12 protein-coding genes and 1 pseudogene are annotated in these 11,903 nt (G+C 60.2%); 5 read left to right on the plus strand and 8 right to left on the minus strand.

All coding sequences use genetic code 11. The features are described 5' to 3' along the window. Positions 1-69: 69 nt before the first annotated feature. Positions 70-342 (plus strand): annotated as a pseudogene (locus PCS43_RS03870) (HNH endonuclease family protein); the annotation flags it as partial. A gap of 16 nt (positions 343-358) precedes the next feature. Here the strand turns inward: PCS43_RS03870 and PCS43_RS03875 are convergent. From PCS43_RS03875 to PCS43_RS03890, 4 genes are all read right to left on the minus strand, one after another. Beyond that, on the minus strand, positions 359-529 hold the full coding sequence (locus PCS43_RS03875; protein WP_007734610.1) for a hypothetical protein: 171 nt from the start codon (positions 527-529) through the stop codon (positions 359-361). A 353-nt stretch (positions 530-882) separates the two neighbouring features. Continuing rightward, on the minus strand, positions 883-1,251 hold the full coding sequence (locus PCS43_RS03880) for a hypothetical protein (protein WP_003945774.1): 369 nt from the start codon (positions 1,249-1,251) through the stop codon (positions 883-885). A gap of 289 nt (positions 1,252-1,540) precedes the next feature. Then, positions 1,541-2,659 carry an Ig-like domain-containing protein gene (locus PCS43_RS03885; RefSeq protein WP_136471539.1) on the minus strand — a complete coding sequence of 373 codons (1,119 nt, stop codon included), beginning with the start codon at positions 2,657-2,659 and terminating at the stop codon, positions 1,541-1,543. A gap of 55 nt (positions 2,660-2,714) precedes the next feature. Next, on the minus strand, positions 2,715-3,929 hold the full coding sequence (locus tag PCS43_RS03890; RefSeq protein ID WP_064074104.1) for an Ig-like domain-containing protein: 1,215 nt from the start codon (positions 3,927-3,929) through the stop codon (positions 2,715-2,717). A 297-nt stretch (positions 3,930-4,226) separates the two neighbouring features. On the opposite strand from PCS43_RS03890, the gene PCS43_RS03895 reads away from it, so the two are divergent. The 3 genes from PCS43_RS03895 to PCS43_RS03905 are packed head-to-tail and all read left to right on the plus strand — an operon-like array spanning position 4,227 to position 6,834. Next, positions 4,227-5,726, plus strand: coding sequence for a SulP family inorganic anion transporter (locus tag PCS43_RS03895; RefSeq protein WP_233405659.1), 1,500 nt, complete (start codon positions 4,227-4,229; stop codon positions 5,724-5,726). A gap of 35 nt (positions 5,727-5,761) precedes the next feature. Further along, positions 5,762-6,187 (plus strand): MerR family transcriptional regulator, encoded by a 426-nt coding sequence (locus tag PCS43_RS03900; RefSeq protein ID WP_007734605.1) that lies wholly within the window; start codon positions 5,762-5,764, stop codon positions 6,185-6,187. 26 nt (positions 6,188-6,213) lie between these two features. Beyond that, entirely contained in the window at positions 6,214-6,834 is a 621-nt protein-coding gene (locus PCS43_RS03905) for an L-threonylcarbamoyladenylate synthase (protein WP_003945756.1), read from the plus strand. Positions 6,835-6,868: 34 nt separating this feature from the next. Here PCS43_RS03905 and PCS43_RS03910 read toward each other — a convergent pair whose 3' ends face one another. From PCS43_RS03910 to PCS43_RS03920, 3 genes are all read right to left on the minus strand, one after another. Beyond that, the gene (locus PCS43_RS03910; protein WP_065456075.1) at positions 6,869-8,782 is read right to left on the minus strand and encodes an alkyl/aryl-sulfatase; all 1,914 of its coding nucleotides are present in this window, start codon (positions 8,780-8,782) and stop codon (positions 6,869-6,871) included. A gap of 99 nt (positions 8,783-8,881) precedes the next feature. Further along, the gene (locus PCS43_RS03915; RefSeq protein WP_209911511.1) at positions 8,882-9,445 is read right to left on the minus strand and encodes a TetR/AcrR family transcriptional regulator; all 564 of its coding nucleotides are present in this window, start codon (positions 9,443-9,445) and stop codon (positions 8,882-8,884) included. After that, positions 9,442-10,677: a cytochrome P450 gene (locus tag PCS43_RS03920; RefSeq protein ID WP_245361543.1), complete on the minus strand. Its 1,236-nt coding sequence runs from the start codon at positions 10,675-10,677 to the stop codon at positions 9,442-9,444. Before PCS43_RS03920 ends, PCS43_RS03915 begins: the two co-directional genes overlap by 4 nt. 108 nt (positions 10,678-10,785) lie before the next feature. On the opposite strand from PCS43_RS03920, the gene PCS43_RS03925 reads away from it, so the two are divergent. Then, a complete protein-coding gene (locus PCS43_RS03925) occupies positions 10,786-11,631 on the plus strand; it encodes a glycosyltransferase family 92 protein (protein WP_054826164.1) in 846 nt (281 codons plus the stop codon). A 109-nt stretch (positions 11,632-11,740) separates the two neighbouring features. On the opposite strand, the gene PCS43_RS03930 is transcribed toward PCS43_RS03925, so the two are convergent. Next, positions 11,741-11,869: a hypothetical protein gene (locus PCS43_RS03930; protein WP_003945944.1), complete on the minus strand. Its 129-nt coding sequence runs from the start codon at positions 11,867-11,869 to the stop codon at positions 11,741-11,743. Between the last annotated feature and the right edge of the window lie 34 nt (positions 11,870-11,903).

Raw genomic sequence — 11,903 nt, forward strand, 5'->3', positions numbered from 1 at the left:
CACATATCCCGAATCCGTGGAAGGAAGCCCAGGATGATGTCAACGGCACTACCTACTAGCTACGGATTACATGTCGTCGCACTCTCGGACGCCTGGCAGAAGGGCGCACAACAGCTCGATACACAGACGCGAACCAATCTGGCCAACGACCCTCGAAACCTGCGCGCTGTCGACGGGCCCACGAACCAGAAGAAGTCGGATTCCGACGCGGCGACCTGGCTGCCACCCAACAAGGCCTACCGCTGCCAGTACGTGACTGCTCAAGTGGAAGTCAAAGCGGCATACGGTTTGTGGGTCACCCAAGCCGAACACGACACCATCGCAGACATTCTCGCGACCTGCTGAACTCTTGCGGTGATCAGCGGCCCTTGATCAGATACCGCACAATCGCCATTCCGAGCGCGAGGCCCACTACGGTGGCGAGCGCTGCAACCAGACCGTGACCGGTCAGTGCGACGAACACACCGGTGATGACTGCGACGACGGCAATGATCCCCGCGTCCACTCTGCTTTGACCACGTTCAGGCATGGCACTCTCTCGTGCTGTCAGGTCCGTCCGCTCCCCTCGTAGCGGACGGACCCAGCGGCAATCTGTCGAAATGCGCGAACTCCGGTGGCCTCACCGGGCTGACTTTGCGGGCGGTCCTGCGAGGCCGGCACGTCCCCCGGAGCCAACTCACATCGGTTCACGAAGTCCGTACCTTCGCAGAATATACCGATTGGTAGGTAATTACCGAGGGCTAAAGTCCCTGGTCATGGACTCATGCGACGAGTGGTCGGAAACTCGAGACGAACGAGCACATCCGCGAGGCGAGCGTTAGCCGAGATAGCAGAGGTCCGTGGCCACGGCCAGAGGCCCATCTGGAATCAGAGCGGCGACGTCTATGACCCGAAAAGTGATCCGAGATCCAACGATCCGACTGACGACACTCGCTTCCAATCAGAGCAATATGCGGTGGTGAAGCGAGAATCCGTCAAGAGAATCGTGACTGTCGCCGGTTCGAGGGTGCTTTCGAACTCGAGTACATTCAATTCACCATCGCCGTCGACTTTCGCTCGGCCGTATATGCACGGCATGTCAGCTGATACGGGCCCAGACGTCGTGTAGGTTCCCGGCAACACCTCCCACGGCACGTCGAACAGCCCGTGACCGGGAATCGTTCCCGGCGCTGCTGAGGCCGCAGACGTCCCGATCATTGCCACACCGACAGCTACTGCTGCAGCGGACGCGAGCAAACTAACCTTGCGCATTTTCCCTACCTTGTTCATACCTGAACCGCAGCGGCGAGTTCGAAGGCTTGTTGATGTAAGAACCCGCGGTTCGCGCAGTTCTTCAACTCACGGTAGTAAAAGGGCACGAGTTTTGGTGAGCTACCTTTTTGTGGTTCTGGCCCGATTTCCGTGACGGAGACTCCCATTGAGAAAAACTGGGAACGCCGGCGTTGCGGCTCTCGGCATGATTCGAACCTGTCATTCCAGTATTCGATCACACACCCGCATTCGAGCCGAAACGTCGACGCTCCCCTGCCGTTTGGGTGACTCAGCCTCCGAGTGAGCCCGTCGGCAGCTTCGAGAAGATGTCCCCGAGGCTTCCGGTTCCACCAGGAGTTTCCGGTTCCGTCGGATCCACCGGCTCGACGACGATGATACCAGGCACGGTGACGGTCACGGTCTTGTCCGCAGATTCCGAAGAACTGAACTTCTTGGTACCCAAGAACTTTGCGGTGATGCGATGCTCGCCCTGGTCGCGGAACGGCCAGACCAGTTCTGCATGGCCATTGGAATCGACTGTGGCGCTGCCGATCTTCGTATCGCCGTCGAAGAACTCGACCGTTCCCTCACCCGGGTTCGGGTCGATACTCGCCGCAATCTTGACGTCTTCGCCCGTCAGTGCCTCCAGCGCGACAGCGACCGTCGTCTCGGTCTGGTTGGTCGTGAATACCTCGGTAGTCGAGAGGGCGCTGCGTCCCTCGCCCGAAGCAACACAATACCCAGCGGCATTGACCCACCGGGACTCACCGAAACTCATGCTCGTGTCTTTGATCTTGATACTCGGGCTCGTCGCCCCGGCGCGCAGGTGCGTCGTCGCGTTTCCCTCGTCGGACCGAGCTTCAAGTTTCAATTCGACTGCCGGCAAACGAAAGTCCGTGTTGGCCTTGACTTGCAGCCCTTCCTTGGGCTTGTTGTCGCTGGCGCTCGGACCGTCGTTGACTGTCTTGTTGCCGGTACCGGTAATTCGCAGGTACTCACCCGCCGGGTTCGCGTTTCCGTCTGCGCCCACCCGGAGCAGCACCGCAGTCTCGCCGGTCAAGTTCGACGACGAATCACCGACGAGGGAGTACGAAACCAGGGTTGCCCCTTGCGGTAGTGCGATGTCGTACTTGATACGACCGGTGTCCGAATCCGAACTACGCATGGTGCCTGGATGCAATTTCACTGTGAACTGTTCGCCGGGACGCACGGACGTGGGCGCGGTTACCTCCATGTTGTCGGAGAACGACGAATCCCAATCGGTGGCGCCGTCGACCCGGCACTTGTGTTCGAAGGAAACTGTCCGCGTCACGGTATCGGAAGCCGCTGCCACCGGCGCGAACACAGCGAGGAGTCCGGCCGCGAGTGCTGGTACGACAGCGCAAACTGCCAGAGTGCGGGGGTTCATGTGTTGCCTTTCAGAAGAACTCGGCCATTGAAAGTTCAGTGAGGTAGGACCGTGATCACTTGCCACCGAGCGAACCCGTCGGCAGCTGCGGCAGAACGGACTCGAGGCTGCCGAGACCGCCCGGAGTGCCCGGATCGGTCGGGTCGGGATCGACCGGACCTGTGGTGTCACCGGTCACCGTGAGTACGTGTGCCGCCGACGTGTACTTCGCCTCGTCTCCGGTAGCGGTGAATACTGCAGTCACGGACTTGGTACCCGCCTTACCGAAGGTGAGATCCAGGCGCGCAATACCGCGAACCACCGGCCGCGGGTCACCGACGGGTTTGCCGTCGACCATGAACTGTACTGTTCCCGTTGTGTTTTCCGGATCGACGTGAGAAGCAAAAGACACCTTGGTACCGGTCGCGGCGGTAGCCGGTCCTTCGAGCTTAGTCACGATGTCCGCGCCTGGCTCAGGATCAACGGGCCCCAGGTCCCCGTCGATCTTCGTGGATGCCAGGGCGCCGGCACCGGCATTGAGGGGGCCGGTCTCAGCGTCGCGCGGCGAGCAGGATGTGGGCGCCCAGATGGTTCCCGCGAGCCAGTGACTGACCTGAGGGAGGAAGGTCAAAAATGACTCGGGCCCACCGAAAGTACCTGCAGCACCCGAAGTCCGCACATTGGTTTCGACTGCGCCGGACGGCCCGGCCTTTACGGTGATTCTGATCTTCGGAAAGACGATGTTGGTCTCGGCTCCGGACTGAGCATTGATCGCAAGCCCGCCGTGCGCACCCGACGACGATGACGGACTGTTGCCGATCGCTTCGTTTGCGCCGGACAACCGGAGTATCGGACCGTCCGCTGCGGGAGTGCCGTCTTCGTTGACACGAATCACCGAAGCAGGTTTCCCGGCAATAACATTGCCCGGATCGGTGACCGTCGCCGAAACGAACTCCGCGTTGGTCGGAATCGGCAGATCAATCTTCAGACGCGAGATCTTCTTGACGCTTGCGCCGCTCACATCGTTCGGGATCTGGACGCTACCCGGATCCACGTCGATGTCGAAGACCTGACCTGGCGCGACTACCGTCGGAGCCGAAACCCGCACCGTAGCAGGCTTTCCGTCTGACGAAGGACCGGAGAACGCACTCGGAACTGCGCGGCACGTGACCTGGAACGTTGTCGACGTGGTTTCTGCAACGGGCGCCGCGGTTGCCGGAATCACGGCCACAGCGGTTCCACCGGCAAGGAGGCCGGTAAGGAGCGCAGCATTCAGTAGGCGTTTTGACATGATGTCCTCTCGGAACAACCTGATTGACGTTTGCCGCCGAACTGTAACGGAGCCAGCGCCCGAGTTGACCCTTTTTCAATAAACAAAAACCACACAGTAGGTAAATACTTGGTAAGGGTTACTGGTCGTCACATCTGACCGCCGCCGCAGGCCTTTCCCCTCTCGATCAATCTCGCGATTCGAGATTCACTGCGGGGAAACACAATTCGACAGAAGTTCGCACCGTAGCGAGATCTCCGGTCATACTCTACCCTTACAGGAGGGTAGAGTATGAGAACCTCGTCAGGACGGAATCTCATGGCAGTAACCATCGCTTCATCCACCAACGACAATTCGGTTCGGGCCGCGCTCCGGTCACCTCACCGTCTCAAAACGGAGGTTTTGGCCGGACTGGTCGTGGCGTTGGCACTGATTCCCGAGGCGATCTCGTTCTCGATCATCGCCGGCGTCGATCCGCGGGTAGGACTGTTCGCGTCGTTCACGATGGCAGTGACCATCGCCGTCGTCGGCGGACGACCCGCAATGATCTCCGCAGCTACCGGCGCCGTCGCACTGGTCGTCGCTCCACTGACGCGCGAGTACGGAATCGACTACCTGATTGCGACAGTCCTTCTGGCCGGCCTTCTCCAGATCGTGCTGAGCCTCCTGGGCGTCGCAAAGTTGATGCGCTTCATTCCGCGCAGCGTCATGGTGGGATTCGTCAACGCACTCGCCATCTTGATCTTCATCGCCCAACTCCCCCACCTGATCGATGTTCCGTGGCTCGTCTACCCACTCCTTGCAGTCGCACTTCTGCTACTCGTATTCCTGCCGAAACTGACGAACGCCGTCCCGGCTCCACTGGTGGCAATCGTGCTACTGACAACCGCCACAGTCGTTTTCGCGTTCGATGTCCCCAACGTCGGCGACGAGGGCGAGCTTCCGTCGAGCCTACCGACGCTACTGTTCCCCGATGTCCCCCTGGACATGCACACACTGTCGATCATTGCGCCGTACGCATTGGCCATGGCGCTCGTCGGACTCCTCGAATCGTTGATGACGGCCAAGCTCGTCGACGACGTCACGGATACTCACTCGAACAAGACCCGAGAAGGGTGGGGCCAAGGCGTCGCGAACATCGTCACCGGCTTCTTCGGGGGCATGGGAGGGTGCGCGATGATCGGCCAGACCATGATCAACGTCAAGGTCTCCGGCGCTCGCACTCGAATCTCGACTTTCCTGGCGGGCGTGTTCTTGCTGATACTCGTCGTCGGCCTCGGCGATGTGGTGGCGTTGATTCCCATGGCCGCATTGGTGGCCGTCATGATCATGGTCTCGGTCGGCACTTTCGATTGGCACAGCATCAATCCGAAGACCCTGCGCCGCATGCCGATCGGCGAGACAGTGGTCATGTTGGTCACCGTGGTAGTCACCGTCGCGACCCACAATCTTGCCTACGGCGTGATCGTCGGAGTGATCACCGCGATGGTCATCTTCGCTCGCCGCGTCGCGCATCTCACCGAAGTGATCGACGTCGCGCATCCGGACGAGGACACCCGTGTCTATGCGGTTCGAGGCGAACTGTTCTTCGCATCCAGCAACGATCTGATCTACCAGTTCGACTACGCCGGCGACCCGAAGAACATTGTCATCGATCTGTCCGAGTCTCATGTCTGGGACGCGTCGACCGTCGCGACACTGGACGCCATCACCACCAAGTACGCGGCCAGAGGCAAGAATGTCGAGATCGTGGGGCTCGACGACGCATCGGCCGAGCGCCACCTGCGCCTGTCCGGTCGCCTGGGTGACGGTCACTGAGAGTATGGAGGCCCAGCGCGAGGAAAGTGGGAGTGATGTCTGAGCCGGAACATGCGGGCCAAGGGCCGAACATGCAGATCGGACAGGTTGCCGAACGCACCGAACTGTCGATCAAGACGATTCGTCATTACGACGAGGTCGGTCTGGTTACTCCGTCCGAGCGGAGCGCCGGAGGATTCCGCCTCTATACCGAGGCCGATGTCCAACGGCTACTGGTAATCCGACGAATGAAGCCGCTCGGATTCAGTCTCGAAGAAATGAAACAACTTCTCGATTCTCTGGCAGTGCTCGGCGACGAAGCTTCGGACGCGTCAACGCGCACCGCTGCAACCGAATTCGTCACCGACTGCCACACCCGGGCGGAAGAAAGCTGCACACACTTACGTAAGCAACTCGCCTACGCCGAAGAGCTGACGGGTTTGCTCGCCGACCACAGTCTCAACGGTGAACGGCATTCGTGATCTGCAAGCTGAACTAAGCTGAGTTGATGGCCCGATACTTCGACGTTCACCCGGAAAACCCGCAGCCGCGCGCGATCAGCCAGATCGTCGAAATGCTGCGCAACGACGCGGTCATCGCCTACCCCACCGACTCCTGCTACGCCCTGGGCGCCCGAATGGACAATCACTCGGGCACCGATCGGATCCGCGAGATCCGTCATCTGCGTTCGGACCATCACTTCACGCTGGTCTGTGCCGATTTCGCGCAGCTCGGGCACTTCGTCCACGTCACCAACTCGGCGTTCCGCGCGGTGAAAGCGGCTACGCCTGGGCAGTACACGTTCATCCTTCCCGCCACGAAGGAAGTTCCGCGTCGGCTGGCACACGCCAAGAAGAAGACCGTCGGAGTGCGTATCCCCAGCCACCCGGTAGTGCGGGCACTCTTGCAAGAGTTGGGTGAACCCATCCTCTCCAGCACCCTTCTCCTGCCCGGCGCCGAGGAACCGATGACGGACGGCTGGCAGATCAAGGAAGAACTCGACCACCAACTCGACGCCGTCATCGACTCGGGTGACTGTGGAACCGAACCCACCACAGTCGTCGACTATTCGTCCGGTGTTCCCGAAATCGTGCGGGTCGGCGCGGGAGATCCTTCTCGTTTCGAATGATCCCCCGCCCGGGCCACATCATGGAGTCGACCAGTCACGGCGTGACGATATCGAACCACAGATCGAAGTCCTCCAGCAGCGAGATGAACGTCTCCAGTTCGGACTGATCTCCCACAGCTTTTGCCGTTCCGGCCTTGATGGATTCGGTGAGCGAGGTCGTTCCCAGATACACCTCGTTGAACACGGCACGGGTCAAGGTCAGAGTCAGGGCGGCCGAAGCATCTGCCTTGTCCATGTCGTAGTTCAGCACGCCGTTGCGCACTGTGACCAGGACGTTGTCCGCGGTGTCCGACAACACGAATCGCAACGACAGGTCGACGTCGGCTGCTTTGGGACCGTCGAGGCGAACTGCCCAGAAGTCCAGCATCTGCTCGAGCGGCATCACTGCGACCACGGCCGGGCCAGTGGGGTTGTTGGACGGCATCGGCGCCAGCGGATGCCGCAATTCCATCGCTCCGACCAGGTAGAAGTTGCGCCACGTACCGTTCTCGGCTTGGTAGCCGAGTTGTTCGTACGTGTTCGCCAACAACTCTCGCGCTTTCTGATTGCTCGGATCGGCGAACACCAGATGGTTCACCAGCTCGGCCGCCCAGCGGTAGTCGCCGTCGTCGAACGCCTGCTTGCCCTTGGTCAAAAGTGCGTCCGGTCCGCCGACGGCTTCGACGTAGCGCTTGCCGTTCTCCACCGGCGGATGGGGATTGAGGTGAGCGGGAACGCCGTCGAACCAACCGAGATAGAAGGTGTAGATCGCTTTGACGTTGTGACTGAGCGAGCCGTAGTACCCACGGTTGTACCACTGCTTTCCGATCGCGTCGGGTACCTCGATCTGGTCGGCAATCTCTACCGGTGTCAGTCCCTTGTTGGCAAGGCGCAACGTCTGATCGTGCAGATACTTGTACAGATCTGCCTGATCCGACATCAGCTTCAAGATCTTGTCGTTGCCCCACGTGGGCCAATGATGCTGCGCAAAGATGATTTCGACGTCGGGGAACAGTTCCATTGCCAGACGCACGTAGTGCGACCACGCTTTGGCGTCGCGAGTCTTGGCGCCGCGCAACGTGTATAGATTGTGCATCGTGTGCGTGACGTCCTCAGCTGACCCGAGCGCCTTGAAATCTGGTAAATAGAAGAGCATTTCGGATGGCGCTTCGGTTCCCGGCGCGAGCATGAACGTCACGCGCACACCGTCGATGACCTCTTCGTGCACCGGTTCGGTGATGACGTCGGTAGGCACGGCGAACGTCGAAGTGCCGTGCGAAGTGGACAGGCCGAGACCACCGGATACCTGCCCTTGTGGCCCCGGACGCAGGAACGATCCATACATGTACATTCCGCGACGTGTCATCGCCGTGCCGGCAAGTACGTTCTCGGAAATCGCTTCCTCCGTGAAACTGTCTGGTGCGTAGACCTTTACGGCACCGGACTCGATCTCTTCGTCGGTGACAAATCCTTTGACACCGCCGAAGTGATCGCCGTGGGAGTGCGTGAAGATGATTGCCTTGACCGGAACCTTCGGGCGGTGCTGGTAGTACAACTCCAGCGCGAGAGCGGCTGTTTCCGCGGACATCAGAGTGTCACCGATGATCAACCCGGTGTCGCCCTCGATGATCGTCGTGTTCGACAAGTCCTGGCCGATCACCTGGTACAGACGATCAGCCAGCTTGAACAGTCCACCGCCCTTTCCCATCAAAGTGGCTTGGCGCCACAGACTCGGGTTGACGGTATCCGGTGCATCGCCGTCGGCGAACCCGTAGGCGTCGTAGGAGAAGATGAACTGCCCTTTGTCACCTTTGACCAGTCCGCCATCGATGAGCGGTGCCACGAGACCTCGAGAAATCAGTTCGAAGTCGAAGGTGTCGTCGAAAGGAAGGTCACGGAGAACCTGGGCATTTGCCAGGCGAGTCGCTTCGGTGGCGGGCTTGGGGTCGAGTTCGGACGGTGTAGTCATCTTCTCTTACGCTCCTCGGGAACTCGCGGTGACCTGTGTCGGGATATCGGTTCGTCCTCGATTCCCACGCAGCCCTCGCACATCACCCGGAAGGGATGATCAGGTGGCCCGTCCAGCAATCAACGGCGCAACGACGAACTCACGCACCAACGTCCGCTCGTCGTTCTCGTCCGCCCCCGGCACCATGAGCAGCGAGAGAATCACTCGCACGATCCAGCGCGCCCGCGACGCTGTGCCTGCTCCGAGTTCACCGAGCATCGCGACACCAAGTCCGTTGATGACGTCAGATGAATTGGCAAGTTCACCGGCAAGACTCGCATCACCCGGAGTGAACCATGCAGCCAACGTCGGAGTGCTACGCACCGCGGACACTGCAGTGAGTATGGCCGTCTCCAGACGCTCACTCGGATCGTCGATGGTCGCTACCGATTCCGCGATCGCAGTTCCCAGCCTGCGAGCTTCGCGGTGAACGAACGCAACGTGAAGAGCCTGCCGATTCTCGAAGTACCGATACAAGGTGGCCCGGGAACATCCTGCAACAGAGGCTATCTCCGCCATACCGACCGCGTTGACGCCTTTCTCGACGAACAATTGTGCCGCACTGTCGAGGATCTTCTCGGCTGCCGCCAAGGCGCGCCCCTCGCCGAGCCAGTCGTTGCTCATGGCCGAGTCACCGACATCGGAGCCGAGAGCGGACGGCGCACGTAGTTGCCCGGCGCGTATTGCATCGCGTCGATGTCGACATGGAAGTCGGGAATCCGGGAAAGCAACTCTTCCAAAGCAACTCGCGCCTGCATTCGAGCTGCCGATGCGCCCAGACAATGGTGGGCGCCATGGCTGAAGGTGAGGATCTTCTGCGGTCGACGCAAGACGTCCAACTCCGCCGCGTCGGGTCCGTACTTCTCGGGATCACGATTGGCCGCACCGTACATCAGCAAAACCTTACGTCCTGCCGGAATCACTTTGCCACCCAAGGCCACATCTCGCGTCGTGGTGCGTGCCAGTCCTTGGACCGGTGAGGTGAGTCGAAGCAACTCGTCGACCGCGTCGGTGATCAATGCGGGATCGTCCAGCAGGATCTGACGCTGGTCGAGGCGTTCGGTCAGCATCGCCACCGAACCACCCAGCATTCCTGTCGTGGTGTCGTTTCCACCGGCCACCATGGTGAAGGCGAAGCCCAGAATCGACAGCAGACCGGACATGTCGCCGTCTTCACCGAGTCCAGCGGCGAGTAGGTGCGAAATCGTGTCGTCACCCGGTTCGACCTTGCGGCGTTCGATCAGCGAAGCGAAGTACATCATCAGCTCACCGGTGGCGGCCTGCGCCGTCGTCGCTGCCGCGGCCACACCACCTGCCGAATTGGCAGCGACAATGGCTTCGGTCCAGCCGTCGAACTGGTCACGGTCCGATTCCGGCACACCCAGATAGTGTGCGACAACCATCGACGGCAACGGTTTGAAGAGCTCGACGACGATATCGCCGCTGCCACACGCTTTCAGCGTCTCGATACGTTCGACGACAAATTCGCGAACCATCGGCTCGACCGCCGATACCTGACGCGGAGTGAAACCCTTCGACACCATGCGCCGGAACTCCGACTGCACTGGCGGATCCTGCATCACGAACGGCGGATTGTCCTGCATCCCGATCTGTTCGAGTTCACCGTAGACAGTGGTCAATCCCTTTGCCGACGAATACGTCTCGTAGTCGCGAGCGGCGTTGTAGACGTCTTCGTGACGGGTGAGCACCCAGTAGTCGTCCCGCGGCGCAGCTTCCGGCACAACGTTGTGCACCGGGTCGTTCTCGCGCAATGCGTCGTACATGGCCCAGGGCGAACGCCAGGACTCCCCGGTGGAAGGTACAAACCGTGGCGAATGTGACACAGAAGTTATCATGACTCGACTATGAGACAAATAGCCGAATGTGTCAATGTTCTACGATCAACCGTTCCTACGAGCAGCATTGAGTAACTCGCATCCACGCAGAGCACTATCGTGTGTCGGGTGATCACGGATCCGAAGAATCATCCGAACAGCTCTGACGCCGGGCGCCGCGCCGTGGTTGCGGTCCTGCTCCCCCGCGAACATCTCCCCTTCATCAGGGACTGGTGCCTGCACCACATCGAGCAAGGCTGGGAGGTTGTTCTCTACGACAACACCGGTTCCGTCGGGTCCACCCGCAAGACAAGCGCATTCAGTCTCAACCGTTGGCACGGCCGCAGCGAGGACAAGAGAGGCAACTCTTACGGCGCCTTCACCCGATCGATGTCGGACAGTGAAGTTCAGGTCGCATTCCGCAAAGAACTGCACGACCTTCCGGTGACGATCGTCGACTGGCAACCGCGCGACGCGGACGGTCGGATCGTGCACGGTCAGGTAGAGGCGTACGTCGATTACGTGAGTCGATACCGCGACACCGTCGCATGGGCAGCATTCGTCGACGCCGACGAATACCTCCAACACGCACCAGGATTGGACTGGGAGGTTCTACTTGCCGGCGTAACTCAGGCGGGTTCGCACCGCGTCGTTCTCGATGCTCTGGTCTACGAATCCAGGTGGACGCGCGACGGACAATTGCGAGACGTCGAGGAATTGAAATGCCTTGGGCTACAGAGCCATGGTTGCAAGAACATACTGAGGCTGTCGGAGATTTTGCGAGCAGACGTCCACTGGGGATGGAAGACAAGCGAACCGGACAGCCTGGTGCGGCCGGACAGATCGCTCTACTACTTCCGCCACTACCGCGGTTCGGAGGCGATGCTCGACTACACTCCGCTGCCGAACTTCGGACCTCAGGTCCACGAAGAAGGTGTGGATGTTCCGGCAGCAATGGACGTATCACAGAATTGAATGTGCCTGCAAGACACAGATATTCAGGTGCAGACAAACCTCCGGCCCGCGTCCACGAAGGCAATGCCTTCAGGTCGCGGGCCGGAGTGCTACCTATCCGAAAAACGGATCAGGAAAGCGACTGTGCAGCGGTGACTGCAGAAATGATTGCGATAACACCAGCGAAGAGACCGGCAACTCCGCCGATGCCCTTGCCGATTGCTTCCCAAGCCTTGAGGTCGTCTGCTGTGGAACCCATGTCTATCTCCTCATCATGGAATGTGTGCGCGTGC

The organism is Rhodococcus sp. C-2 (assembly GCF_027854095.1).
GTDB lineage: Bacteria > Actinomycetota > Actinomycetes > Mycobacteriales > Mycobacteriaceae > Rhodococcus_F > Rhodococcus_F qingshengii.

Excerpts from the sequence above, each read along its gene's own strand:
- PCS43_RS03930 (WP_003945944.1), bottom strand. The coding sequence starts at position 11,869 with ATGGGTTCCACAGCAGACGACCTCAAGGCTTGGGAAGCAATCGGCAAG.
- PCS43_RS03900 (WP_007734605.1), top strand. The coding sequence starts at position 5,762 with ATGTCTGAGCCGGAACATGCGGGCCAAGGGCCGAACATGCAGATCGGA.
- PCS43_RS03890 (WP_064074104.1), bottom strand. The coding sequence starts at position 3,929 with ATGTCAAAACGCCTACTGAATGCTGCGCTCCTTACCGGCCTCCTTGCC.
- PCS43_RS03910 (WP_065456075.1), bottom strand. The coding sequence starts at position 8,782 with ATGACTACACCGTCCGAACTCGACCCCAAGCCCGCCACCGAAGCGACT.
- PCS43_RS03915 (WP_209911511.1), bottom strand. The coding sequence starts at position 9,445 with ATGAGCAACGACTGGCTCGGCGAGGGGCGCGCCTTGGCGGCAGCCGAG.
- PCS43_RS03880 (WP_003945774.1), bottom strand. The coding sequence starts at position 1,251 with ATGCGCAAGGTTAGTTTGCTCGCGTCCGCTGCAGCAGTAGCTGTCGGT.
- PCS43_RS03895 (WP_233405659.1), top strand. The coding sequence starts at position 4,227 with ATGGCAGTAACCATCGCTTCATCCACCAACGACAATTCGGTTCGGGCC.
- PCS43_RS03885 (WP_136471539.1), bottom strand. The coding sequence starts at position 2,659 with ATGAACCCCCGCACTCTGGCAGTTTGCGCTGTCGTACCAGCACTCGCG.
- PCS43_RS03920 (WP_245361543.1), bottom strand. The coding sequence starts at position 10,677 with ATGATAACTTCTGTGTCACATTCGCCACGGTTTGTACCTTCCACCGGG.
- PCS43_RS03905 (WP_003945756.1), top strand. The coding sequence starts at position 6,214 with ATGGCCCGATACTTCGACGTTCACCCGGAAAACCCGCAGCCGCGCGCG.
- PCS43_RS03875 (WP_007734610.1), bottom strand. The coding sequence starts at position 529 with ATGCCTGAACGTGGTCAAAGCAGAGTGGACGCGGGGATCATTGCCGTC.